This is a genomic window from Polymorphum gilvum SL003B-26A1 (assembly GCF_000192745.1).
Lineage (GTDB): Bacteria > Pseudomonadota > Alphaproteobacteria > Rhizobiales > Stappiaceae > Polymorphum > Polymorphum gilvum.
This window is the reverse complement of record NC_015259.1, coordinates 4,039,387-4,063,685: the sequence shown is the minus strand read 5'-3', so window position 1 is coordinate 4,063,685 and position 24,299 is coordinate 4,039,387. Positions and strand designations below refer to the sequence as shown.

The 24,299-nt window shown below is 68.1% G+C and carries 21 protein-coding genes and 1 tRNA gene; 11 read left to right on the top strand and 11 right to left on the bottom strand.

Translation table 11 applies throughout. The annotated features are described in order from the left end of the window. The first annotated feature begins 15 nt into the window (after positions 1-15). Both SL003B_RS18905 and SL003B_RS18900 read left to right on the top strand, forming a co-directional pair. The gene (locus SL003B_RS18905; RefSeq protein WP_013654478.1) at positions 16-3,231 is read left to right on the top strand and encodes a type I restriction endonuclease subunit R; all 3,216 of its coding nucleotides are present in this window, start codon (positions 16-18) and stop codon (positions 3,229-3,231) included. Beyond that, entirely contained in the window at positions 3,228-3,944 is a 717-nt protein-coding gene (locus SL003B_RS18900; protein WP_013654477.1) for a M48 family metallopeptidase, read from the top strand. Before SL003B_RS18905 ends, SL003B_RS18900 begins: the two co-directional genes overlap by 4 nt. Positions 3,945-4,210: 266 nt before the next feature. On the opposite strand, the gene SL003B_RS18895 is transcribed toward SL003B_RS18900, so the two are convergent. Beyond that, positions 4,211-4,300, bottom strand: a tRNA-Ser gene (locus SL003B_RS18895). Positions 4,301-4,608: 308 nt separating this feature from the next. On the opposite strand from SL003B_RS18895, the gene SL003B_RS18890 reads away from it, so the two are divergent. From SL003B_RS18890 to SL003B_RS18865, 6 genes are all read left to right on the top strand, one after another. After that, positions 4,609-4,932, top strand: a complete 324-nt coding sequence (locus SL003B_RS18890) for a hypothetical protein (protein WP_013654476.1) — start codon at positions 4,609-4,611, stop codon at positions 4,930-4,932. A 45-nt stretch (positions 4,933-4,977) separates the two neighbouring features. Further along, positions 4,978-5,646, top strand: a complete 669-nt coding sequence (gene msrA, locus SL003B_RS18885; protein ID WP_206772016.1) for a peptide-methionine (S)-S-oxide reductase MsrA — start codon at positions 4,978-4,980, stop codon at positions 5,644-5,646. After that, positions 5,643-6,464: a hypothetical protein gene (locus SL003B_RS18880; protein WP_013654474.1), complete on the top strand. Its 822-nt coding sequence runs from the start codon at positions 5,643-5,645 to the stop codon at positions 6,462-6,464. Before msrA ends, SL003B_RS18880 begins: the two co-directional genes overlap by 4 nt. Before the next feature lie 199 nt (positions 6,465-6,663). Further along, positions 6,664-7,008: a hypothetical protein gene (locus SL003B_RS18875; protein WP_013654473.1), complete on the top strand. Its 345-nt coding sequence runs from the start codon at positions 6,664-6,666 to the stop codon at positions 7,006-7,008. A gap of 32 nt (positions 7,009-7,040) precedes the next feature. Further along, on the top strand, positions 7,041-8,507 hold the full coding sequence (locus SL003B_RS18870; protein ID WP_013654472.1) for a methyl-accepting chemotaxis protein: 1,467 nt from the start codon (positions 7,041-7,043) through the stop codon (positions 8,505-8,507). Positions 8,508-8,839: 332 nt separating this feature from the next. Continuing rightward, complete coding sequence (locus SL003B_RS18865) at positions 8,840-9,814, top strand: zinc metalloprotease HtpX (RefSeq protein ID WP_013654471.1); 975 nt, start codon at positions 8,840-8,842, stop codon at positions 9,812-9,814. Between the two features lie 67 nt (positions 9,815-9,881). On the opposite strand, the gene pheT is transcribed toward SL003B_RS18865, so the two are convergent. From pheT to SL003B_RS18820, 9 genes are all read right to left on the bottom strand, one after another. Beyond that, positions 9,882-12,299, bottom strand: a complete 2,418-nt coding sequence (gene pheT, locus SL003B_RS18860) for a phenylalanine--tRNA ligase subunit beta (RefSeq protein WP_013654470.1) — start codon at positions 12,297-12,299, stop codon at positions 9,882-9,884. A 53-nt stretch (positions 12,300-12,352) separates the two neighbouring features. After that, positions 12,353-12,997 carry a hypothetical protein gene (locus SL003B_RS18855; protein WP_013654469.1) on the bottom strand — a complete coding sequence of 215 codons (645 nt, stop codon included), beginning with the start codon at positions 12,995-12,997 and terminating at the stop codon, positions 12,353-12,355. 52 nt (positions 12,998-13,049) lie between these two features. Next, complete coding sequence (gene pheS / locus SL003B_RS18850) at positions 13,050-14,123, bottom strand: phenylalanine--tRNA ligase subunit alpha (protein ID WP_479687520.1); 1,074 nt, start codon at positions 14,121-14,123, stop codon at positions 13,050-13,052. 180 nt (positions 14,124-14,303) lie between these two features. After that, a complete protein-coding gene (locus tag SL003B_RS18845) occupies positions 14,304-15,101 on the bottom strand; it encodes a class II glutamine amidotransferase (RefSeq protein WP_013654467.1) in 798 nt (265 codons plus the stop codon). A 115-nt stretch (positions 15,102-15,216) separates the two neighbouring features. Next, positions 15,217-15,675: a DUF3237 domain-containing protein gene (locus SL003B_RS18840; protein WP_013654466.1), complete on the bottom strand. Its 459-nt coding sequence runs from the start codon at positions 15,673-15,675 to the stop codon at positions 15,217-15,219. A gap of 63 nt (positions 15,676-15,738) precedes the next feature. Then, positions 15,739-16,605: an NAD(P)-dependent oxidoreductase gene (locus SL003B_RS18835; protein ID WP_013654465.1), complete on the bottom strand. Its 867-nt coding sequence runs from the start codon at positions 16,603-16,605 to the stop codon at positions 15,739-15,741. 7 nt (positions 16,606-16,612) lie between these two features. Beyond that, a complete protein-coding gene (locus SL003B_RS18830; protein ID WP_013654464.1) occupies positions 16,613-17,908 on the bottom strand; it encodes a TRAP transporter large permease in 1,296 nt (431 codons plus the stop codon). Further along, the gene (locus SL003B_RS18825; protein WP_013654463.1) at positions 17,901-18,467 is read right to left on the bottom strand and encodes a TRAP transporter small permease; all 567 of its coding nucleotides are present in this window, start codon (positions 18,465-18,467) and stop codon (positions 17,901-17,903) included. Before SL003B_RS18825 ends, SL003B_RS18830 begins: the two co-directional genes overlap by 8 nt. Positions 18,468-18,528: 61 nt before the next feature. Next, positions 18,529-19,545, bottom strand: a complete 1,017-nt coding sequence (locus tag SL003B_RS18820; protein ID WP_013654462.1) for a TRAP transporter substrate-binding protein — start codon at positions 19,543-19,545, stop codon at positions 18,529-18,531. 292 nt (positions 19,546-19,837) lie between these two features. Between SL003B_RS18820 and SL003B_RS18815 the strand changes: the two genes are divergently transcribed. Next, the gene (locus SL003B_RS18815; protein WP_013654461.1) at positions 19,838-20,410 is read left to right on the top strand and encodes a hypothetical protein; all 573 of its coding nucleotides are present in this window, start codon (positions 19,838-19,840) and stop codon (positions 20,408-20,410) included. Between the two features lie 127 nt (positions 20,411-20,537). Then, positions 20,538-21,599, top strand: a complete 1,062-nt coding sequence (locus SL003B_RS18810) for an aromatic ring-hydroxylating oxygenase subunit alpha (protein ID WP_013654460.1) — start codon at positions 20,538-20,540, stop codon at positions 21,597-21,599. 68 nt (positions 21,600-21,667) lie between these two features. Here SL003B_RS18810 and SL003B_RS18805 read toward each other — a convergent pair whose 3' ends face one another. Then, a complete protein-coding gene (locus SL003B_RS18805) occupies positions 21,668-22,717 on the bottom strand; it encodes a M42 family metallopeptidase (RefSeq protein WP_013654459.1) in 1,050 nt (349 codons plus the stop codon). Positions 22,718-22,870: 153 nt separating this feature from the next. On the opposite strand from SL003B_RS18805, the gene SL003B_RS18800 reads away from it, so the two are divergent. Further along, entirely contained in the window at positions 22,871-23,944 is a 1,074-nt protein-coding gene (locus SL003B_RS18800) for a patatin-like phospholipase family protein (RefSeq protein WP_013654458.1), read from the top strand. The last annotated feature ends 355 nt before the right edge of the window (positions 23,945-24,299 follow it).

Here is a 24,299-nt window from a genome sequence, read left to right as displayed (position 1 = left end):
CCGGGAGCGCGCCCCATGACCTTCAACGCCGCCGAGAAACACCAGTCCCAGGTGCCAGCACTGCAGCTGCTGGTGGCGCTGGGGTTTAAGCCGCTCTCGCAGGAGGAAGCCCTGCGCCTGCGCGGCGGGCGCCTGCGGAACGTGGTGCTGGACGACGTGCTCGCCGAGCAGCTGATGCGCATCAACCGCTTCACGCACCGGGGCCGCGAGTACGGCTTCGACCTCGAGGACGCGCACGAGGCGATGCGGCGGCTCAAGCCCACGCCCGATCGCCTGAAGGGGCTCCGGGGCACCAATCAGGACATCTACGACACGCTCGTCCTCGGCACGACGATCACGAAGTCCATCGACGGCGATTCGAAGAGCTACTCGTTCCGCTACATCGATTGGGAGCAGCCCGAGAACAACGTCTTCCACGTCACTGCGGAGTTCTCGGTCGAGAGGACCGCGTCGAGTCAGACCAAGCGCTGCGACATCGTTGCGTTCGTCAACGGTATCCCGATCCTGGTGATCGAGAACAAGCGGCCGACCGAGAGCCTGAAGAAGGCGGACAGCCAGCTGATCGGCTACCAGAACGAGGACAACATCCCGCAGCTCTTCCATTTCGCCCAGCTGCTAACGGCCATGAACCGCAACGAGGCGCGCTACGCGACGGTCGGGACGCCGCGGAAGTTCTGGCAGACCTGGCGCGACGAAGAGGATACCGACGAGGCCATCGCGCCCTTCGCCAACCGCGTGCTCACCGCGGTGGAGAAGGACGCCATCTTCTCCGGTGATTTCGCGGGCGCGCGCGCCTATTTCGACGCGATGGCCGCCGAGGGCGACCGCGCGGTCACGGTTCAGGACCGGACGGTGTACGCGCTGTGCCGCCCCGAGCGACTGCTCGATCTCATCCGCCGTTTCACCGTATTCGATGGCGGCGTCCGCAAGGTTGCGCGCCACCAGCAGTTCTTCGGGATCCGGCGCGCCGTCGAGACCGTCAAGCAGCATGATGTGAGCGGCGCCCGCAAGGGCGGCGTGATCTGGCATACCCAGGGCTCGGGCAAGTCGCTGACCATGGTGATGCTGGGGCGCTCGCTTGCTCTCGAGCGCAGCATCGAGAACCCGCGGATCATCATCGTCACGGACCGCGACGATCTCGACAAGCAGATCAAGGACACCTTCAAGTCCTGTGACCTCGAACCGGTTCGGGCGACGAGTGGGTCTCATCTTCTGGAGCTCGTCCAGAACAAGGCTCCGCTGGTCACCACGATCATCAACAAGTTCGACACGGCGCTGAGGAACAGCAAGCTGGCGGACGACGACCCGAACATCTTCGTGCTGGTCGACGAGAGCCACAGGACGCAGACGGGGCGCTACGGCGGCCACAGCCAGTTCGCCGCCAAGATGCGACGCCTCCTGCCCAAGGCCTGCTACCTCGGCTTCACCGGCACGCCCCTGCTGAAGAAGGAGAAGAACACGCTTTCGACCTTCGGGCGGCTGATCCACCGCTACGCCATCGACGAGGCGGTCGCCGACGGTGCCGTCGTTCCGCTGCTGTACGAAGGACGGCTTGTCGAGCAGCAGGTCTCGGGCGCAGTCATCGACCGCTGGTTCGACAAGATCAGTGAGGGCTTGACTGACAGCCAGAAGGCCGACCTCAAGCGCAAGTTCTCTCGGATGGATGCACTGGCCAAAACCGACCAGGCCATCCGAGCCAAGGCGTTCGACATCTCCGAGCACTATCGCCAGCACTGGCAGGGGACCGGCTTCAAGGCGCAGCTCGTTGCCCCCTCGAAGGCCGCGGCCGTCCGCTTCAAGGAGGTTCTCGACGAGATCGGCCATGTCTCGAGTGCGATCGTCATCTCCCCGCCGGATGAGAACGAGGGCAACGAGGAGGTCGACCAGGAATCCAAGGACCTCGTCCGCCGCTTCTGGTCGCAGATGATGGCGCGGTACAAGACCGAGGAAGAGTACAATCGCCAGATCATCGATGCCTTCAAGGGTTCCGGCGATCCGGAGATCCTGATCGTCGTCTCCAAGCTCCTCACCGGCTTCGACGCGCCCCGGAACACGGTCCTTTATGTCTGCAAGTCCCTGAAGGAACACAATCTCCTGCAGGCGATTGCACGGGTGAACCGGCTCTACGAGGACGGCGGAACGGAGAAGGAGTTCGGCTTCATCGTTGATTACGAGGGGCTGCTCGGCGAGCTGGACAGCGCCCTGACGACGTACAGCGCCTTTGAAGGCTACGAGGCCGCCGACCTCGCAGGGACGGTGCACGATGTCCGTGAGGAGATCCGCAAGCTGCCCCAGCTGCACGACCAGCTCTGGGATCTCTTCAAACCGGTTCGAAACAAGAAGGACATGGAGCAGTTCGAGCAGCACCTTGCTGACGAGGCGCTGCGCCACGATTTCTACGCGCGCCTCAAGGCGTTCAGCCGGTGCCTGCACATCTCGCTCTCGTCCGACAAGCTGTTCGATGTCTTCGACGAGACCAAGGTCGATGCCCTGAAACGCGACTGGAAACAGTTCTCCGAACTCAAGCGCTCGGTCCAGCTCCGCTACCAGGAGACGGTCGATGTCCGCGAATTCGAACCGAAGATCCAGAAGCTCCTTGATGACCACGTCGTGGCAATGCCGGCGGAAACCATCATCGAGGTGGTCAACATCAACGATCCCGACGCGCTGAAGGCCGTCGTCGAAGAGACGGGGGTGTCCGAGGCCTCGAGGGCCGATCGCATCGCCAGCGCGACCCGGCGGGCGATCACCGAGAAGATGGATGAGGACCCGACGTTCTACAAACAGTTCTCCGAGCTGCTCGAAGAGACCATCCGCGCCTACCGCGAGAAGCGGCTGTCCGAGCGCGAATACCTGAACAGCGTCGTGGACCTCGCGAGCAAGGTCGCGCGCAAGGATCGCGGCCGCGATGTTCCAGAAAGCATCCGGGGCGATGAGGATGCGCAGGCGTTCTTCGGGATCCTTGACGGTCAGCTCAAAACAAACGGCGATGAGCCGGTGGCCAGCGACGATTCCGCAGCGATTGCTCAACAGATCATCGAGATCGTCAAGTCACACCTGATCGTGGACATCTGGTCGAACGAGGTGGCCCAGAACAATCTGCGCAACGCCATCGATGACTACTTCTTTGACGTGCTTCGCGACGAGAGGGGCATCGACCTCCCCGTGGAGGTGCTTGACGACCTCGAGCTGAAGATCATGGACCTCGCCCGGGCCCGGTTCGCAGCATGACGCGGGAATTGCATTGCCTGCAGTACGGAGAGCAGGAGATCCAATACGAAATCGTCCGCCGCCCGAGGAAGACACTGGAGATCGCCGTCGAGCCGGATGCGTCGGTGGTGATCGCGGCCCCGGAGGATGCAACGCTCGACGCGATCGAAGCCAAGTTGCGGAAGCGCGCCGCTTGGGTGACGCGGCAGCAGAGGTATTTTTCCCAGTTCCTACCGCGGACGCCGGAGCGCCGGTTCGTCGCCGGAGAAACGCATCTTTACCTGGGGCGCCAGTACCGGCTGAAGGTCGTCCCGCATGTCCAGGAAAGCGTGAAGCTGATCCGCGGCTTCATCGTCGTGCAGACTCACCGGCCGACTCGCCCGGAGGTAACACGCGAACTGGTCGAAGCATGGTACCGGGACCGGGCCCACATCAAGTTTCCGGAACGGATCGAACTCTGTCTCGGTCTGTTCCCAGATCCCGAGGCATTCAGGCCGAAGGGGCTCATCGTACGTCAAACCCGGCAGCGATGGGGGTCCATGTCACCGGCCGGACGTCTGCTACTGAACCGCCGCCTCGTGCAGGCGCCGGTCGATGCCATCGACTACGTGATCACCCACGAACTCTGCCACGTGGCCGAACCCCATCACGGGGCAGCCTTCTTCGATCTCCTCGACAAGGTGATGCCCGACTGGGAGCGCCGGAAGCAGAGACTGGAACGGGCCATGGCCTAAAAACTTCCGAACCCGGTCGCGGCAGCCCCAAACGCGACTCCAATCCAAGCAATTTCAGGGGCTTATATTTCGTCAATATCTACAGTGGCTTATGAGAAATTCACCAAAATGGCGCAGTCATGAGGCCCGGAGAATATCGGCCCTGAGAGACCGCTTCCGGGCCACCTGGCGCAGAGGCCAGTGCTCAGCCCCTCCCGCATAACCCCCGAATACAACGAGAAAATCCGGCCGTAGCCGGATCGGGAGAACGCTTTAGCGGGGGCAAGTGGCGGACAGAGAGGGATTCGAACCCTCGATACGGTTGCCCGTATACACGCGTTCCAGGCGTGCGCCTTCAACCACTCGGCCACCTGTCCGTCGCGCGAACGGGAGCCCCGTCCGCGAGTTGCGCAATATACTCGCGCGCGGGCCCAACGCAAGAACCGGATCACGGTTTTTTTGCGCTCCGCACGGGCACGGGCGGTGATCGGCTTCGCCATCGGCCCGGGATCGCGGGCGCGCCGGCACGCCGCGCGCCTGTCCGTCGCCGTTCGCGCAGCCGTGTGCGCTCGGTCGTTGCGGGCGGTCGTTGCGGGCGGGCGTTGCGGCGCGGGCGTTCTCGCCTTAGGTATTGTCTGGAACGCCGGTGCAGCCGGTGCGGCCAATCGCAGGGGATCAACCGGTCATGGTCAGTCTGCTGAAACTGCTCGTCCGCTTCGTCGGCTTCCTGCTGCTGGCCGTCGCCCTGGTCGCTGCCGTGGTCGACGGCAGCAAGAGCATCGCGGCCTCGACGCCGGTGTTCACCCCGGTCGTTCAGGTCTGGCTCGAATTGTCTCCGGCGACGCTCGACGCCGCGCGGGCGGCGGTCGAGCACCACGCCGGCCCGTTCCTGTGGGATCCGGTGCTGAAGACCGTCTTGGCCTGGCCGGTGTGGGCGGTAGCCGCCGGCCTCGCCTTCGTGCTGATGCTCGCCGGCGACCGGCGCCGTCGGCGTGCCGCGGTGCTGTAAGGCCGGCCGCCCGCCGCCAACCGAGGAGATGATGCCATGTCCTTCATGACCATGCTGACCCGCAAGTTCGCCCTGCCGGAGGCGGGCGAGGCCCTGCCCGGGCGCGCCGAGGCGATCCGCCCGGCTGCGCCCCATGCGGTCAGCGGCCGCCCGCTCGAGGGGCCCTGGCCGGAGGGCATCCGTACGGTGCTGCTCGGCATGGGCTGCTTCTGGGGCGCCGAGCGCGTGTTCTGGTCGCTGCCCGGCGTCTGGATCACTGCGGTCGGCTATGCCGGCGGCCAGACACCGAACCCGACCTACAACGAGGTCTGCACCGGGCGCACCGGCCACGCCGAGGTGGTGATGGTCGCCTACGATCCCGCCCTGATGCCGCTCGCGAGCCTGCTCGCCGTTTTCTGGCAACGCCACGACCCGACCCAGGGCATGCGCCAGGGCAACGACGTCGGCACCCAGTACCGCTCCGCCATCTATGTCGACGACGCCGCGGCGCTGGCCGAGGCCGAGGCGTCGCGCTCGGCCTATGCTGCGGCCCTCAAGGCTGCCGGCCACGGCCGCGCGATCACCACCGAGATCGCCACGGGCCGCCGCTTCTATTTCGCCGAGGACTATCACCAGCAGTACCTGGCGAAGAACCCGAACGGCTATTGCGGCCTCGCAGGCACCGGCATCGCCTGCCCCGCGGCCCCGGCAGCGGATGTCGGCCAGCCGGCATGAGGACGCTGACGGCGGCTGGCGACCGGTCCGGTGCCGCGGCGACCGTGCCGCGGCTCACCGAAACCGCCGTCGGCGACCCCGTCGGCGTTGTCCTGCGCGCCCGCATGCTGGCGGAGATCGTTTCAGCGCGCGCCGCCCTTGCCGAGACCTGCCGGCCGCTCGCCGCGCGCCTGGCGCGGGCGCGCGGCCATGTCCGCCAGGCCCGCCTGATCCTGAAGCTGTGGAAGCGCCCGCTCGGCCCGTCGCATGCGCCGCGCGTGGCGCGGCTGAAGGTCTGTGCGCGCGGGCTCAAGGCGTTCGCTGGCGAAACCGGCAGCCCGGGCGGCCCGACCCTGGTCGCCGGCGCGCCGGGCAGGGATCGTGCGGCGGCCGAGGCCGTCTGCCGGATCGATGTCCTCGACGCCATGTTGCGCCGCTGCGAGGTCGACGCGGTGACGCTGGTCCCCGCGCTGATCGGTGCCGATGCGGTTGCCGGAGCGTTGCGCAAGGCGCGCAAGGCGGCGCGCTCCCGCGCGGCCGAGGCGCTCGCCCGACGCGATGCGGACGCCCTGCGCCGCTGGCACAAGGCGATCGACCGGCATGCACGTCTCGTCGTCCTGTCGGAGCTCTGCGGCACGCCGGCAGACCGCCGGACGGCGGAGCGGCAGCAGGAACTGCTTGAGGCCCTTGCAGACTATCGCCGGCTTGACGCTCTGCACGGCCGCCTGAAGGCGGCGTCCTGTCAGGCCCCGTCGCTGCAGCGCGTACGCGACGAGCGCCGGCGGCTCTGGCGCCGGCTGCGGCGCCGCGCGCAGCGCTTCCATGCGCTCGAGGATTGATCCTTTCGAGCCCAGATTCCGCAAACCATGCATTTCCGCCGAAAGTATTCTTCGGCGAAAACCCTACGGGAGATCCCGTAAGGATTTCTACTGGTTTTTCCGCATCGCAATAGAGCCGCGACCAGACCTTTGTGCGTTTCAGGAATTGTTAAGTCACGTCGCGGTAGAAAGGCTGACGAGGGAGAAACGGACCAAGACCATGGAGTGCACCAGGCGGCGCAAGACGGGCGGATCGAAACGGTTCGTCCTCGCCTATTTCCTGTTCGCCAACCTGCTGATGGTCTTCGCGGTGCTCCAGCCCGGCAATCAGGGTCCCGGCAAGCAGGGCATGGTTGCCGTCGTGTCCGCACCCTGGTCCGCCAGCGCCGCCGAGGTTTCGGCCCGGGCGGGCGGGCAGATCCTGTCAACGGGATTCGGGGGCTGGCTGGCCGTGTCGACGTCCGACGAGCCGGACTACCTGTGGCGGCTCTATTCTTCCGGAGCTTTCTACGTTGCTTCCGCTCTGGTGGCTGAAGCGTGTCTGCGGCTCGGCTCGAGCGGCTAAGAGGTGGAATGATGACTACTCAGGCAACCGGAATGTCCAGTCTGGACAGCATGCGCACGGCCTTCGCGAAGGCGATGATCTACTTCATCTGGTTCAACGTGTTGCTGGTCATCGCAACCGCCTGGTGGCACGGCACGGTATCGCTGGCGGCCGTGGCCGGTGCCGCACTGCTGCTTGGCGCGGCGGCCACGGGCACCTGGATGAAGTTCGGCATCGGCACCGAGACGCGGGTCGCCACGGCGGTGTCGCTCGCCGCCCTGGTCGCACTGTTCGTCGCCGCGCTCGCCGGCGACGATCCCGCGCTGTCGTTCCAGACCGACGGCCACATGTACTTCTTCGCCGTGCTCGCCATCCTCGCCGGCTGGGTCGACTGGCGCGCGCTGGTCGCCTATGCCGGCGTCGTCGCGGTCCATCATCTCGTTCTGAACTTCGCCTTTCCGTTCCTGCTGTTCCCGGGCGGCGCGAACTTCGCGCGCGTGGTGTTCCACGCCGTGATCGTCGTCGCCGAGGTGGGCGCCCTGTGGTGGACCGTCGCCCAGCTGCAGAAGGCCTTCGCCGTCTCCGAACAGGCCCGCAACGACGCCGAGGCGGCCCAGGTCCAGGCCCTGTCCATGCAGCGCGCCGAGGACGAGCGCGCCCGTGAGGAACGGAGCCGCCAGGCCCGCATTGCCGAGCGTATCGCCGCCTTCCGCGGCGAGATCGAGCAGAAGCTCGTCGGCGTCACCGATCGCGCCCGCTCCATGCGCACCGCATCGCATCAGCTCGGCGGCGTCGCCGAGGACACCTCGGCGCGAGCCAGCAACGTCGCGGCGGCGTCCGAGACGGCCTCGTCGAACGTCCAGACCGTCGCCTCCGCGGCCGAGGAATTGGCTGCGTCCATCGCCGAGATCTCGCGCCAGGTCGGCCAGACCACGACCATCGTCGGTCAGGCAACGGACGGCGCACGCACCAGCAACGCCAAGGTCGCCGGTCTTGCCGACGCCGCCAACCGCATCGGCGAGGTGGTGACGCTGATTCAGGCGATCGCCGAGCAGACCAACCTTCTGGCCTTGAACGCCACCATCGAGGCGGCACGCGCCGGCGAGGCCGGCCGCGGCTTCGCGGTCGTCGCCGCGGAAGTGAAGGAACTGGCCAACCAGACCTCCAAGGCGACCGAGGAGATCGGCTCGCAGATCTCCGCGATCCAGGCCGAGACCAAGGATGCGGTGGAAGCGATCGGCGCGATCGCCCGCACCATGGACGACGTCAACAAGTACACCTCCGCCATCGCCGCCGCCGTCGAGCAGCAGGGCGCGGCGACGAGCGAGATCTCCCGCAACGTTGCCGAGGCAGCGGACGGCACCGAACTGGTCGCCAGCAACGTCGGCGGCCTGAGCCAGGCGGCCGAGCAGACCACCGGCTCCGCCGCCACGGTGGCGCGGACCGCCGAGGAACTGGAAGCCCAGGCGCAGGAAATGCGCAACGCCGTCGACCGATTCCTCGCAGACGTCGCCGCCTGATCCGACCCCGCGGATGCGCGACAGGGCTGCCGCCGGCCGGGCGGCAGCCCTCAGACTGCCGACGACCCTCCAAGCTCGTCATCCCGCACGCAGGGAAGCGCAGATGCGGGATCGGTGAGCCGGGGGCTCTCGGTCTCCTTCATCGAGACCATCGACATCATCGACACCGTGACTCTCCGGTTCCGGCTCGCGCTCCGCTTGGCCGGAATGACAGCGGAGAGGCTGCAGGGTTGTCAATAAGCTGAGGGCTGCCGCCGGCCGGGCAGCAGCCCTTTTTCGTGCGACGCTTGCGATGGGGTGACGGCGCCGCCCGAGATCCCTATCTTGGAGGCATGAGTGCATCTCCGCACATCGACGAAAACCTCCGCCAGCGGCGCAAGCTGCAGAACAGCCTGCAAACGGCCTTGCTCGCCGGCGGCAGCGTCGGGCTGCTCGCGCTGTGCGCCTACATCATCGCCGGTCCGGAGGGCGTGTTCTGGGCGGCGCTCGGCGGCTCCTTCTCGCTCTACGTCGCGACCCATGTCTCGCCGCAAATGGTGCTTGGGCTCTATCGCGCCCGGCCGTTGCCCGCGTCGGTGTTTCCCGAGGGCCACCACATCCTCCTGGTCCTCGCCCGGCGCGCCGGCCTGCCCTCGGTGCCGGTGCTCTACTACGTGCCCAGCAAGATGATGAACGCCTTCGCTGTCGGGCGCCCGGAAGAGGCGGTGATCTGCGTCACCGACGGTCTGATCCGCAAGCTGACGGCGCGCGAGTTCGCAGGCGTCCTGGCCCACGAGCTGAGCCACATCCGCAACGGCGACGTGCGCGTCATGGCGCTGGCCGACATCGTCGCGCGCATGACCTCGACCATGTCCTTCCTCGGCCTGTTCCTGTTCTTCTTCCACATGCCGTCGATGCTGGAAGGCGGCGGCAACGTGCCCTGGCTGCTGATCCTACTGCTGGTTGCCGCACCGACCGTCGGCACGCTGCTGCAGCTCGCCCTGTCGCGCACGCGCGAGTTCGACGCCGATCTCGATGCGGTCGACCTGACCGGCGATCCCGAAGGCCTCGCCAGCGCCTTGCTCAAGCTGGAACGCGTCCAGGGCCGCATGTGGGAGGCAATGGCCCTGCCGGGCGCGCGCATTCCCGATCCCTCGATCCTGCGCACCCATCCCGCCACCGACGAGCGCGTGCGCCGCATCCGCGCGCTCACGCGCTCGGTCGAGCCGTTCGACTTCGATCATGCCGCCCCGATCTCGGGCAAGTCCTTCGTGCCGAAGATCGGCAACCCGCGCTTCCGCGCCCGCGGCCTCGGCCTGTGGTACTGAGCGCGCGCCGGCACGAGGCGCCCCCGGCCGATGCCGGAATGCCCCGCGGTTCCGTCGGGCCGTGCCGTCAGCCGCGCAGCGTGCCGCCGGTGGCCTTCTCGACGGCGGCGACGATCTTCTTGCCCACCGCGTCGATCTCCTCCTCGGTGAGCGTACGCTCCTTCGGCTGCAGGGTCACGTCGATGGCAAGCGACTTCCTGCCGTCGGCGATCCCCGCCCCGACATAGACGTCGAATAGCGTCACGTCGGCGATCAGCGCCTTGTCGGCGCCGCGCGCGGCCTTGATCAGCCGGTCGGCGGCGACGTCCTGGTCGACGACGAAGGCGAAGTCGCGCCGCACCGGCATCAGGTCGGCGATGTCGAGCGCGCCCTTGGAGCGGGTCGCCCTTGCCTTGGGCTCGGGTACCGCGTCGAGATGGATCTCGAAGCCGACCAGCGGCCCCTCGATGTCGAGCAGGCCGAGCGTGCGCGGATGGATCTCGCCGAACACGGCGAGCAGGTTCTTCGGCCCGAGCTTGAGCGTGCCCGAGCGGCCCGGATGGAACCAGGCCGGCGCATCTGTGTGGACCTGCAGCTTGTCGACCGGCGCGCCGATCGCCGACAGCACCGCCTCGGCATCGGCCCTGGCCTCGAACACGTCGACGGCGCCGGCCGACCCCGACCAGTGGCGCCCGGCGCCGGCGAAGCGTGCCGTGCCCCGGCGCACGCCGGCGGCGACCATGCGCTGGCCCTCGGGCGTGTCGTCGGCGAAGATCTGCCCGACCTCGAACAGGGCCGTGTCGGCAAAGCCGCGGTCGGCGTTGCGCTGGGCCGCCGTGATCAGCCCCGGCAGCAGGCTCGGCCGCATGTCGGACATGTCGGCGGAGATCGGGTTGGCGAGCGTCAGCGTGCCGGCGCCGCCGCCGAAAGCCTCCGCCTGGCCGCGCGAGATGAAGGACCACGTCACCGCCTCGTCGAGGCCGCGGGCGGCCAAGGTGCGGCGTGCGCGCGAGCGGCGTATCTGGCCGGTGGTCAGCACCCGCGCGCCGACGCTGCCGGTGCGCGGCAGCGGCGTGTTCGACACCCGGTCGAGGCCGACGATGCGCACGACCTCCTCGACCAGGTCCGCCTTGCCCTCGATGTCCGGCCGCCAGCTCGGCGCGGCGACCTTGACGGTGTCGCCGGCGCCGGAGAGCCAGAATCCGAGCGCCTTCAGCGTCACGTTGATCTCGGGGACGGACAGGTCGAGGCCGGTCAGCCGCTTCACTTCCGAATAGGGGAAGTCGATGATCCGGGCCGTCTCCGGCACGCTGCCGGCGACCACGACCTCGGACGGTTCGCCGCCGCACAGTTCCAGCACCAGCCGCGTCGCCATCTCCAGGCCCGGCAGCATGAAATCCGGATCGACGCCGCGCTCGAAGCGGTAGCGCGCGTCGGTGTTGACGCCGAGCTTGCGGCCGGTGCGGGCGATGTTGTCCTCGTCCCACAGCGCGCTCTCGATCAGAACGTCGGTCGTCGTCTCGTCGCAGCCCGACGGCTCGCCGCCGAGGATGCCGGCGATCGATTCCACGCCGTTGGCGTCGGCGATGACGCAGGTCTCGCCGTCCAGCTCGTAGCTCTTGCCGTTGAGGCCGAGGATCGTCTCGCCCGCGGCCGCCCGCCGCACGACGAGGTCGCCCTTCACCTTGGCCGCATCGAACACGTGCAGCGGCCGGCCCTGGTCGAAGGTCATGTAGTTGGTGATGTCGACCAGGGCGTTGATCGGCCGGAGCCCGATGGCGATCAGCCGCTCCTGCATCCATTTCGGCGCCGGGCCGTTCTTCACGCCCCTGACCAGGCGCAGGCCGAAGGCCTTGCACAGCGGCTTGTCGGCACCGAAGTCGAGCGTGACGCCGGTCGGGCAGGGATAGCCGCCGCGCACCTGCTCGTGGCGGCGCTCCTTCAGCGTGCCGAGGCCGGCGGCGGCGAGGTCGCGCGCGATGCCGTGGACGCCGGTGCAGTCGGGTCGGTTCGGCGTCAGGCCGATCTCGATGACCGGATCGTCGAGGCCGGACCAGGCGGCGAAGCGCGCGCCGACCGGCGCGTCGGCCGGCAGTTCGATGATGCCGGTGTGCTCGTCCGACAGTTCCAGCTCGCGTTCCGAGCACATCATGCCGAAGCTTTCGACGTCGCGGATCTTGCCGACCGACAGCGTCACGCCGAGGCCGGGGATGTGGTCGCCCGGCCGGCCGAGCACGCCGACCAGGCCGGCGCGGGCGTTCGGCGCGCCGCAGACGATCTGCAGCGGCTCGCCCGAGCCGGTGTCGACCTTGAGCACCTGCAGCCGGTCGGCGTTCGGATGCCGTTCGGCCGAGATGACCCTGGCGATGGTGAACGGGGCGAGCTTGGCGGCGCGGTCGGTGACCTGCTCCACCTCCAGGCCGATCATGGTCAGACGCTCGACGATCTGGTCGAGGCTCGCGTCGGTCTCCAGGTGATCCTTCAGCCAGGACAGGGTGAATTTCATGGCGGTGCTCTTCGTGTCTCGTCGGGGTGCGCGCGGCGCGGTCGGGATGTCGGTCAGTTTGCCCGGAAGCGTTCGAGTTCCGGCAGCGGCGTGGCGGCGCCGTAGCTTTCAGCGAAGCGCCGGCCGATCGCCTGCAGTTCGCCGGTCCAGCCGCGCACCATTTCCGGCGTGATCGCCAGGCCTGTTGCCATCGCCTGGGCGGCCTCGGTCTCGATCCGGTCGCGCAGGATGCCCAGTTCCAGTTGGGCGGCATATTCGGCCCGGTACTTGCCGAGCCAGCCGTTGGCGAGTGCCACGATGAGAACGAGCAGTGCCGCCGAGGTGGTCAGGCCGGCCCATTTCGCGGTTCCGGCCAGCCGCCGGTCGCCGGCGATCAGCACGATCGAGCAGACGGTGAGGAACGCGACGATGTAGATCGCGGTCAGGAAGCTACCGTATTTCTCCGCCGCCGCGGCCTCGTGCGCCGCCCGCATGCCGGTAATGCGGTCGCGCAGGTAGATGAGGGCGTCGGCCTGGTTGCCCAGCTCGTCGCGGAAATAGGCGTCGCAGAAGCGCAGCCGGCCGCGTTCGTCGATCTTGGCGGCGCAGGCGTCCAGGAACGACTTGGGCGCCGGCTCGGCGGTCTGCGCCAGCGCCGCACCGGCGAAGGCGCCGGTCAGCAGCAGGACGGCGAGGAAGACGCGGCGAAGAAGGGTCATCTCTTTCGTGCCTCGACGGGTAACCGGCCCGGACATAGCAGGGCGTCGTGGATCAGCTCGACAGGCCGCCGAACAGGGTTGGCAGGTCCAGCGGGCGGAAGCCGTAGTGCTTCAGCCAGCGCACGTCGGCATCGAAGAAGGCGCGCAGGTCTGGCATGCCGTATTTCAGCATGGCGATGCGGTCGATGCCCATGCCCCAGGCGAAGCCCTGGTACTCGTCCGGATCGAGGCCGCAGTTGCGGATGACGTTCGGATGCACCATGCCGCAGCCGAGGATCTCCATCCAGTCGCTGCCCTCGCCGAACTTCACCTCGGCGCCGGAGCGGTCGCACTGGATGTCGACCTCCATCGACGGCTCGGTGAACGGGAAGAACGACGGCCGGAAGCGCATCTTGATGTCGTCGACCTCGAAGAACGCCTTGCAGAATTCCTCCAGGATCCATTTCAGGTGGCCGAGATGGCTGCCCTTGTCGATCACCAGGCCCTCGACCTGGTGGAACATCGGCGTGTGCGTCTGGTCGCTGTCGCAACGATAGGTGCGCCCGGGAATGATCACGCGGATCGGCGGCGTCTGGCTGCGCATGGTGCGGATCTGCACCGGCGAGGTATGGGTGCGCAGCAGCAGGCGCTCGCCGTTTTCCTTCGGGTTGAAGAAGAACGTGTCGTGCATGTCGCGCGCCGGATGTCCCTCGGGGAAGTTCAGCGCCGTGAAGTTCAACTCGTCGGTCTCGATATCCGGCCCTTCGGCGACGGCGAAACCCATGTCGGCGAAGATCGCGGTCAGTTCGTCGATCACCTGGCTGACCGGATGCACCCGGCCCTCGTCGGCCGGGGCGGGGCGCAGCGGCAGGGTGACGTCCACGCGCTCGCGCGCCAGCTTCTCCTCCAGCGCCTTTTCCTGCAGCACCAGCTTGCGCGTCGCGATTTCCTCCGTGACGCGCGTCTTCAGGCCGTTCAGGGCCGGTCCCATCGCCTGGCGCTCGTCCGGACTCATCGAACCGAGAGTCTTCATCAGCTCGGAGATGCTGCCCTTCTTGCCGAGCGCGGCGATGCGCACCTCTTCCAGGGCCGCTTCCGTTGCCGCCGCGGCGATGGCGGCGGAGATGTGAGAATAGAGGGTGTCAATGTCCGACATGGGCACTCGGTCTCGGTTCAGCGGCGCGCTCGGCGCGCCTTCGTTCGGTCGAAGTCGAGGCGTCTTTTAGCAGAATTGCCGGACGATGCCACAGGCGGCGCGGCGCCCGATGCGCGATTGTGTGATGAGGAGGCGGACGAACGCCTGCCTGCTGGGGAAAGGCGGCGCGCCTCAGCAGGCGGCACGGACCTCGGCGGCGAACAGCGGCCGGGCGAGCGCACCGGCGCCCGACAGCTCGATCAGCGTGCCGGTCTCCACGGGCCGCCAGCGCGTGCACGGGCCCTCCAGCGGCTCCGACGCGAAGGCGCGCCCGCCGTGATCGAGGCATTCGGACAGGTAGAGGGTCGGCGCCAGGCCGTCGTCGGCGAAGCGAAAGGCGAAGATGCGCGAGCCTTCCGAAAACACGCAGGTCAGCCGCACCGGCACGGACCGGTCGGTGCGCCGCGCCGCGATGTCGAGCACCTGGGCCAGGGTGGTCTCCAGCGCGCCGTGCGGATCCTCGTCGAGGCCGTTGGTCAGCAGCATCAGGAAGAACAGTTCGGAATCGGTCGTTCCGCGCCGCGCGGCGTAGTAGTCGTCGCCGATCAGCGCCTCCATGTCGCGCCGGATCGCGGAAAAGGCGCCGATGCCGCCGTTGTGCATGAAGGCCCAGCGGCCGTGGGTGAACGGATGGCAGTTGTCGCGCGAGGTCGCCCCCGTGGTCGCCGCGCGCACATGGGCGAGGAACAGGCGCGAGCGCACAAGCCGGCAGACGCTCGGCAGGTTGGTGTCCGACCAGGCCGGCAGCACGTCCTTGAACAGGCCGGGCTCGGGCAGGTGGCCGTACCAGGCGATCCCGAAGCCGTCGCCGTTGACGCGCAGCTTGGCCTCCTGCGCGTCCTGGCTCTGCACCAGCAGCGAGTGCCTGGGCTTGGCGATGATGTTCTCGAGTGGGATTTCGGTTCCGAGATAGGCGGCGAGGCGGCACATGGGCGATTCATCCGGGGTCGAAGCACCACGGGTCACTATGGGCCGAATTGGTTTAAATTGTGCCAAGCGCCGCGCGACGCTCCGCCGCTCGCACATCGCGGCACAAGGGCCCGCTTCACGACACCTCGTAGACGGTGACCCGGACGTGGTCGGTGAAGCGCCCGCCGGTGCCGACGCAGATCATGCGGTTGAGCCACTGGTAGCGGGCGTCGCCGGTCTCGAAGCGCGGATGGGTGCGCATGTAATAGTCCGAGGGGTCGACCCGCTCGCCCTTCGCCACCCGGGCAAGCACCTCGGGCGGGCCGTGACGGAAGCCGAAGTTGCGGATGTCGATCAGCGCGCCGTCGTGGCTCTCGATGGCGTAGCGGGTATCGAGCTCCGCGGTGCCGTCGGCGAGGATCGTCTGCCAGTCGGCGCCGAGCGCCAGGATGCGGCCCGACAGGCGTTCGCCCGCGACCGTGCCGCCGACGATCGGGATGATCCGGCGCAGGCCGCGCGGCGACGGGCCGAGTTCCATCGGCGCGGCGAGGTCGACCTTCAGGTCGCACAGGTGGCGCAGCTCCGGTTGCTTCATCGCGGCTCCTTTCGATCCCCGGCCTCGATCCCCGGCCTCGATCCCTGGCCTCGTTTCGTGTCTTCAGTCGTCCGTCAGTTCGCCGCCGACCTTGCCTTCGATCCAGCGCACCATGTCGGTAACCGCGGCGCCGGTGCCGAGGTCCGCGTCGGCCTGGCGCCACAGCGCCTCGCCGAGGCTCAGCAGCGGCAGCTCTAGCCCCATCTCGCGCCCCAGCGCGTTGGCGATGTCGACGTCCTTGCGCATCAGGGTCAGCTTGAATTCGTCCTTGAAGGCGCGGTTGAGCACGTCCTGCTTCAGCCGCTCGGTGGTCCAGAAGCTCTGCCCGGTCGAGACGTTGAGCACGTCGGCCATGGCGCTCGGAATGAGGCCGTAGGCCTTGCCGATCAGCATCGCCTCGGTGGTCGAGATGACCGTCATCGCCGTGATGACGTTGTTGATGGTCTTCATGGCGTGGCCGGCGCCGAGCGGGCCGACGTGATGCGCCGCCTTGCCCATCAGGGCCAGCAGCGGTCGCACCCTGGCAACCGCCGCGTCGTCGCCGCCGACCATGAACACCAGCTGGGCGTCACGCGCGCCCCAGCTCGCGCCCGAGACCGGCGCGTCGACCATGGTCACGCCGCGCGCGGCGAGCCTGTCCGCCGTCTGCTTGGTCAGCCAGGGTTCCGAGGAACTCGTGTCGACGAACAGGCAGCCTTCGGGCAGCGCGTCGAGGATCTCGTCGATCACGCCGGCAACCGCGCGTCCGTGCGGCAGCATGGTGAACACCACCTCCGCGCCCCGGACGGCGTCGGCTGCCGAGGCCGCCCTGGCCAGCCCGGCGCCGGCGTCCGGCGACAGGTCGAAGCCGGTCAGGTCGTGGCCGGCGCGGGCGAGATGGCCGGCCATGGCGCCGCCCATGACGCCGAGGCCGATGAAACCGATTTTCATGGATCGCTCACTTCATCGTGTGGGGGAGGAACAGGACGATCGCCGGGAAGGCGATCAGCAGGATTAGCCGGACGATGTCGGCCGCCACGAACGGCAGCACGCCCTTGAACACCGTCGGCAGGCTGACTTCGCGCGCCAGCGTGTTGATGACGAACACGTTCATGCCGACCGGCGGCGTGATCAGGCCGAGTTCGACGGTCATGACGATGATGACGCCGAACCAGATCGGGTCGAAGCCGAGCTGGATGACGACCGGGAACACGATCGGCACCAGCAGGATGATCATCGCCATGGCGTCTAGGATGCAGCCCATGACGATGAAGAACAGCAGGATGATCGCCAGGGTGCTGTAGGCGCCGAGGTCGAGGCCGACCAGCAGCGCGGTGATCTTCTGCGGCGTCTGGGTGATGGCGAGGAAATAGCCGAACAGGATGGCGCCGATCAGGATGGTGTAGATGGCGACCGAGGTGCGTAGCGCCTCGACCAGGCTGTCCATGATCGAGCGGAACCCGAGCCGTCCGCGCAGGATGCCGATCAGCGCGGTCAGCACCGAGCCGGCCGCCGCCGCCTCCGTCGCCGTCACCAGGCCGAAATAGATGCTGCCGATGATGCTGACGAACAGCAGCAGCACCGCCCACACGCCCGACATGGAGCGGATCGCGGCCATCAGGTCGAATGGCGTGCCGTCCGGCAGCGAGCGGGCATAGGCGATGCGTACCGTCAGCATGTACATGACGATGGCGAGCAGGCCCGGTACGACGCCGGCGATGAACAGCCGGCCGACGTCCTGCTGGGTGATGAAGGCATAGACGGCGAGCACCACCGACGGCGGGATCAGGATGCCGAGCGTGCCGCCGGCGGCGATCACGCCGGTGGCGATGTCGTCGCGGTAGCCGACCCGCTTCATCTCCGGCAGCGCGATCTTGGTCATGGTCGCGGCGGTCGCCACCGACGAGCCGCAGATGGCGGCGAAGCCGGCGCAGGCGCCGATGGTCGACAGCGCCATGCCGCCCCGGAAGCTGCCGAACCAGGCCTGGCCGGTGCGGAACAGCTCGCGCGACATGCCCGAGTTGGTCGCCAGCACGCCCATCAGGATGAAGAACGGGATCAGCGACAGGTTGAAGTCCGTCACCGTGCGGATCGGCGACTGGGCGAGCAGGTTGAGCGCCGGCCCGATGCCGGCGACCGAGGCGAAGCCGCCGATGCCGACCAGCCCCATGGCGACGCCGATCGGCACGCGCAGGATCATCATGGCGAACAGGGCGAGGAAGCCGGCGACGGCGATGAGATCGGCGCTAGCCATGTCTGCTGTCTTCACCCGTCAGGGCGCCGGCCGTGTCCTCGTCGTCGAGGATCGCTTCGGCGCGTTCGAAATGATCGAGTCCGGCCCCGTGCAGGGCGATCAGCGTCAGCCGCGCCGTGACGCCGACGAGCGACACGGCGACGCCGGTCCAGATCAGCGCCACGAAGGGCCAGTGCGGCAGGCGCAGGTCCATCGTGCCCTCGCCGGCGCGCCACACGGTCAGCACCCGCTCGCCCATCTTCCAGGTCAGCAGCAGGGTGAAGACGAGCAGCACGCTCCAGGCCAGGAAGTCGACCGCCCTGCGCGTCCTGGCGCCGAGCATCTCGGCGAACAGGTCGACCTTGATGTGCGAGCCGCGGTAGGCGACGCTGGCGAAGCCCCACATGATCGCCGCGCCGAGCAGCAGCCGCGACAGGTCGAAGGCGTCGGGGATCGGCCAGGCGAGGAAGTAGCGGCCGATTGCCGAGGCGACGACCAGCAGCGTGATCAGTCCGAGCAGCGCGCCGGCGACCTTCTCGATCGCCAGCGACGCCCGTTCCAGGAATCCGGTCCGGTGCATGGCTCCGCCGTGTCAGGGGGTGGGAGGGCCCGGCGGACGGCTCCGCCCGCCGGGTCTGATCTCAGTAGCGGATGCCGTGCTTTTCCAGCGCGGCGAGATAGCCGGCGTAGATCGCCTCCGCGTCGCCGCCCTTGGCCGCGACGTCCGCCTTCCAGCTGTCGAGCAGCGGCGCCGCCGCCTCGCGCCACAGCGCGACTTCCTCGTCGGTCGGCTTGTACAGCGTGTGCTCGCCGGACTCGATCATCTTCTGCCGGCCGCTCGCCTCGTTCTCCGCCCAGCCGGCGGAGAACCTGCCCGACCATTCCGGCGTGCAGTGATCGTCGATGACCTTGCGGTCCTGCTCCGCCAGGCCGTTGTACTTGTCCTTGTTGATCAGCAGGACCTGGCCGGACAGGTAGAACGGCATGTCGAGGTGGTGCTTGGTCTCGCTGTCGATGCCGAAGATGTAGATCGAGTTCCACGGGAAGGTGATCGCGTCGGCCGCGCCCTTGGCCAGCGCCTCGCGCGCCTCGGGCGCGGGCACCTGCACGCTGCCGCCGCCGAGCAGGTTGACGAAGCGGGCCATGGTGGCATGCGCCGGGCGCACGTTCAGGCCCTTGACGTCCGCCGGCACCCTGATCGGCTTCTTGGAATGGATCGTGCCCGGGTCGTGCGGGTTCATCAGGCAGAACTTGACGTCCGCCATCTCCTTTTCCGCATGGGGAGCGTACCACTCGTGGATGGCGGTCGCCGCCTTGGTGGCGTCGGTGGCGTGGAACGGCACCTCCAGCATGCTGTAGATCGGGAACCGGCCGGCCGTGTAGCCCGGGTTGACATAGCCGATGTCGGTGATGCCGTCGCGGGTCATGTCGTAGTGGTCGGGCGCGGCGCCGAGCTGCTGGGCCGGGAAGATCGTGATGTTGATCCGCCCGTTCGAGGCCTGCTTGATCGACTCGACCCACGGCTCGATGCCGTACTGCTGGATCGGATGCGTCGGCGGCACCCAGTGCGCCAGGCGCAGTTCGACTTCCGCCGCTTGCGCGGATGTGACCGTCATGGCAGCCAGAGCCGCGCCAAGAGTGTACTTGACCAGTTTCATGAGCTTCCTCCCCTGGTGCGTGCCGCAGTTCGTCCTCGCGGTCACGCATGAAGTCGCCGCTTGGGCGCTTCTGGGGAGAGAGTGTTGCGCAGGAAGGGCGTTCCGGCAAGCCTCGCTAGCATTGTCCACCGCCGGCCCGTGTCCGCCAGATGGTAAAAAGGAGTATATATTGCAAGGCCTTGATAAGGGTTAATAGCATGTTAACTATTTTTTCGGAGCCTGCTGGGCGACGGGAGTCGCGGTCGTCCGGCCGCCTTCGCCGCGTCGTTTCAAGCCCGCGCGGGGCCGCACCATGCAATTGACCATCGAGACCACGACGACCACCGCCACGCTGTTTGCCGCCGGCCAGTCCGGTTCGGGCCAGGGCAAGGCGGCGGCCACACGGTCTGACGCTCCCGACGCCCCGGCCGTCAGCGCCCTGCAGGCGGCGGCGGAGAAGGCCGAGGAGGACGCGGTCGTCATCGCCGCCCTGCAGGCGGCGGTCGACAAGGGCAAGGGCAGGGACGACGACGAGGACGGCGCGCTCGCCACCGTCGAGGACTACCGCAAGGCCGCCGGCCAGTTGAAGGCCGCGCTCGGCGAGGACGAGGGCGGCGCTGCCGCGTCCGCCGCCTACGAGAGCGCGACCGTCACCCGGACCACCGTCGAGGGCGAGATCGGCGGGCAGACGATTTCCGCCTCCTTCGTCTCCTTCGAGCGCGTCTCCTACGACAGCGCCACCGGCCTGTCGGCCCGCTCCGCCAGCGCGCTCGACGTCGAAGTCTCCGGCAACGGCGTCACGTCCGTTTACCAGGGCGCTTCGGTGTCCTCGCTTTATGCGGGTACCGGCAGCCAGCTCGGCAACCTCCTGTCCGGTATCGCCTGACCCCTGTCCGGCCGGCCTCGTCGGTCGCCCGTCCTGCGCCTACGCATTCGCCCCGCTTGAGCGGGCACGGTCCCTCCTGTAAACCCGGCCCGACCCGATCGACATGCCAAGCTGAGGGACGAGGCTCGTGGACAATCTCAAGGCGGAACTCCTGCGCGGCCTGTGGTACGTCGCCTGCCCGGGCGCCGAGATCAAGGCCGGTGCCATGACCGGCCGCAAGCTGATGGGCGAACTGGTGCTGATCGGCCGCGACCGGCACGGCAAGGTGTTCGCGCTGCGCGACATCTGCCCGCATCGCGGCATCCCGCTGCGCCACGGCTGGTTCGACGGCGAGCACGTCCAGTGCTGCTATCACGGCTGGAAGTTCGACACCGACGGCGCCTGCGTCGACATTCCCTCGACCCACGAATACCAGACCATCGACTATTCGAAGATCACCTGCGGCGCCTATCCGGCGGTCGAGCAGCAGGGCCTGATCTGGATCTATTTCGCCGAGAAGGGCGAGAAGCCGGAGGACGGCCGCCAGCCGGCGCCGCCGCTGCTGCCGGACTTCGCCGCCGACCAGGGCCCGAGCGTTGCCATCATGCAGCCCTTCGTCTGCTCGGTCGACCATGCCGCGCTCGGCCTGATGGACCCGACCCACGCCGCCTTCGTGCACACGTCCTGGTGGTTCAAGAAGAACGGCGCGAAGCTCCGGCCGAAGGAGAAGGTGTTCGAGCCGTCGGAGCTCGGCTGGGCCATGGTGCGCCACAAGATCCCGCCGCAGAACATCGCCTATCGCTATCTGCTCGGCGACAACGTCACCACCGAGATCAGCTACCGCCTTCCCGGTCTCAGGATCGAGCACATCAAGGGCGACCGGCATTGCGTCGTCGGGCTGACCACGATCACGCCGGTGACGGAGGACGAGACCGAGGTCCGCCAGCTGTTCTGGTCGACGATCGGCTGGCTGAAGCCGTTCAATCCGCTGGTCCGCTACCTGATGAACGTCTTCCTCGACCAGGATCGCCGCGTCGTCATCCAGCAGCGCGAAGGGCTGGAGTACAACCCCAAGCTCATGCTGATCAACGACGCCGACACCCAGGGCCGCTGGTGGATGCAGCTCAAACGCGAATGGGCCACCTCCCAGGCCGAGGGCCGCGCCTTCGACAATCCGGTCAAGGCCAGGACCCTGCGCTGGATGAGCTGAACCTCAAAGCATGCTCTTTCGTGTCATCCCGGCCTTCGCCGGGATGACACGTCAATCGTCCCCTGCGCTCACGCCCGTTTCAGATAGGCCGCGATGATGTCGCGCGCGGCTTCCAGGTCGGACTTGTGGATCATCTCGGTCACCGTGTGGATGTAGCGCGTGCCGACCACGATGCCGACTGCCCGGGCGCCGGCCGCCGCCTGCTGCGCCGCCGCGCCGTCCTGGCCGCCGGCGAGCAGCATGGTGCGCTGGTAGGGGATCTTCTCTTCCTGCGCGATCGCCTCGATTTCGGCGACCAGCGCCCGGTCGGCGATGAACGAACTGTCCTTGACATGCAGGCCGAAGCCAGCGCTCTGCACCGTCGTGCGGTCCTGGTCGGGCACGCCCGGCGTGTCGCAGGCGAGCGTGGTGTCGATGCCGAGGCCGATGTCCGGCTTGATCGCGTAGGCCGCCGTGCGCGCGCCGCGCAGGCCTACCTCCTCCTGGGACGTGAAGGCGACGTGGATCTCGCAGGCGTGCTTGGCCTTGCCGAGCGCGCGGATCGACTCGATGCCGAGCCAGCAGGCGATCCGGTTGTCAAGCGCCTTGGAGACCACCTTGTCGCCGATCTCGATCAGCGGCTCGTCCAGCGTCACCATGTCGCCGATCTTCACCTTGTCCCTGGTCGCCTCGCCGAAACCGAGGTCGACGACGAACTCGGTCACCTCGGGCACCTTCTTGCGCTCCTCCGGCGTGGAGATGTGCACCGGCTTGCCGCCCGGATTCATGACGCCCTTCAGGTCGCCCGCGTCGGTCGACACCAGCACGCGGCGCGAGAACAGGTTGCGCGGGTCGAAGCCGCCGACCGGCTGGACGTAGACGAAGCCCTTGTCGGTGATGTGCGAGACGAGGAAGCCGATCTCGTCCATGTGGCAGAGCAGCATGACCTTCTTCGGCGCCGTGCCCTTCTTCTTCGGCTCCTTGCGCGGCGCGCGCCGGCACAGCAGCGATCCCATCGGGTCGATGCTGACCTCGTCGAACAGGCCCTCGATCTCGGAGCGGATCAGATCGCGCACCCGGTGCTCGTGGCCGGGCACGCCGGGGGTCTCGCAAAGGCGGCGCAGAAGGTCGATGTTCATGGATGGTCCCGCTTGTAGGAATCGCAAGGCCCCGACTCTAGGCCGAACGCAGCGGGTCGGAAAGGGGGCGCCGGGACGCCGCTGCCGCCATCGCTTCGTCGCAATTGCGCGCGAGCCTTGGCGATCGCGAAAAGCACCGAGGGAGGCGAGAACATGGAGGGCGCAGGCAAACGGATCGTCCTGTCGATCGACGGCGGCGGCATGCGCGGGCTGATCCCGCTCAGGATCCTGGAGAGTCTGGAAAGCCGGCTGGCGCAGCGCGGACTGGCGCGGCCGCTGCATCGGGTGTTCGACCTGATGGCCGGCACCTCGACCGGCGGGCTGATCGCCGCCGGCCTCGCCGCTCCGCGCCCCTCCGGCGGCCGGAGCGAGGCGGCAGCGACCGTCGCCGAGCTGCGCGCCCTATTCGAGACCGAGGCGCGCGAGATCTTCCAGCCGAGGCTGAGGACCCGCCTCGTCCGCCTGATCGGCAACCCGCTGCGCCCCGCCGACGAACGTCTCGACGCACGCCCCTTCGAGCGGCACCTGAAGGAGCGCTTCGGCTGGACCTCGATGGCCAGCAGCCTGACCCGCCTGCTGCTCACCGCCTACGACATCGGCAACCGCCGTCCGTTGTTCCTCGGCGCCGGCCAGCCCGACGGCTCGCCCGCCGACGACTATTACCTCTGGCAGGCTGTGCGCGCGACCACCGCCGTGCCCGCCTTCTTCGAACCGGCGCGGGTCGAGAACCTGTCGCAGAAGCGCGAGGAAGCCCTCATCGACGGCGGCGTGTTCCTCAACGATCCGACCCTGGCAGCCTACGGCGAGGCGCGCCGGCTCGGCTGGGCGGCGGAGGATCTGGTTATCGTCTCGCTCGGCACCGGCTTCGCGCCGTCCCGCGGCTTCGCCTTCGAGGACGCTGTGCAGTGGGACGGCGGCGCCTGGATGCGGGCGTCCAGGGGCGCGCCGCTCCAGGCGATCGCCACCCATGCCCAGTCGGCGGCCGGCTCCCTTCTGGCCGGACGGCTGTTTTCCGATCTCGGCGGCGTCACCTACCATCGCTTCGACGGCGAGATCCCGGCCGAGGCGGAGGACATGGGCAATGCCCGGCCCGGCAACATGCTCGTCCTCAACGGCGCGGCCGACCGCATCCTGCGCGACAACACCCTGCGCCTCGACGCGCTCGCCGATCTCATCGTCGCCGTGCACGCGCGGCGTACTCCGGCCGGCCTGGAGCGCGCGGCCTGACGAGTGTCCCGGCACGCCGAGAGCCGCGCCGGGATGTTTAACGAAGCGTAAATCCGGCCGGTGCAGGATCGAGTCCGAACGCGAAAGATCTCCGGCAGGCGTCCGGCGGGTCTCCGGCGGCTTTCCGGAGGGTCTTAGGACAGTCTTAGGACAGTCTTCGGACGGGATGTAGCGGGCCGGCCGGCGGCAGCGATGGAAGGCGGCAGGATGGCGATGCTGGTGGACAAGGTCATGATGCGGGCGCTGCGGCGCGTAGGCCGCGCGGATGGGGCAGGGCTCATTGTCCCCGTTTGTGGTCCCATCCGATCTGCGCGCCTTGCCGCCGCTGCGAGCCTGTGCCTCGTCGTGGCCGCTG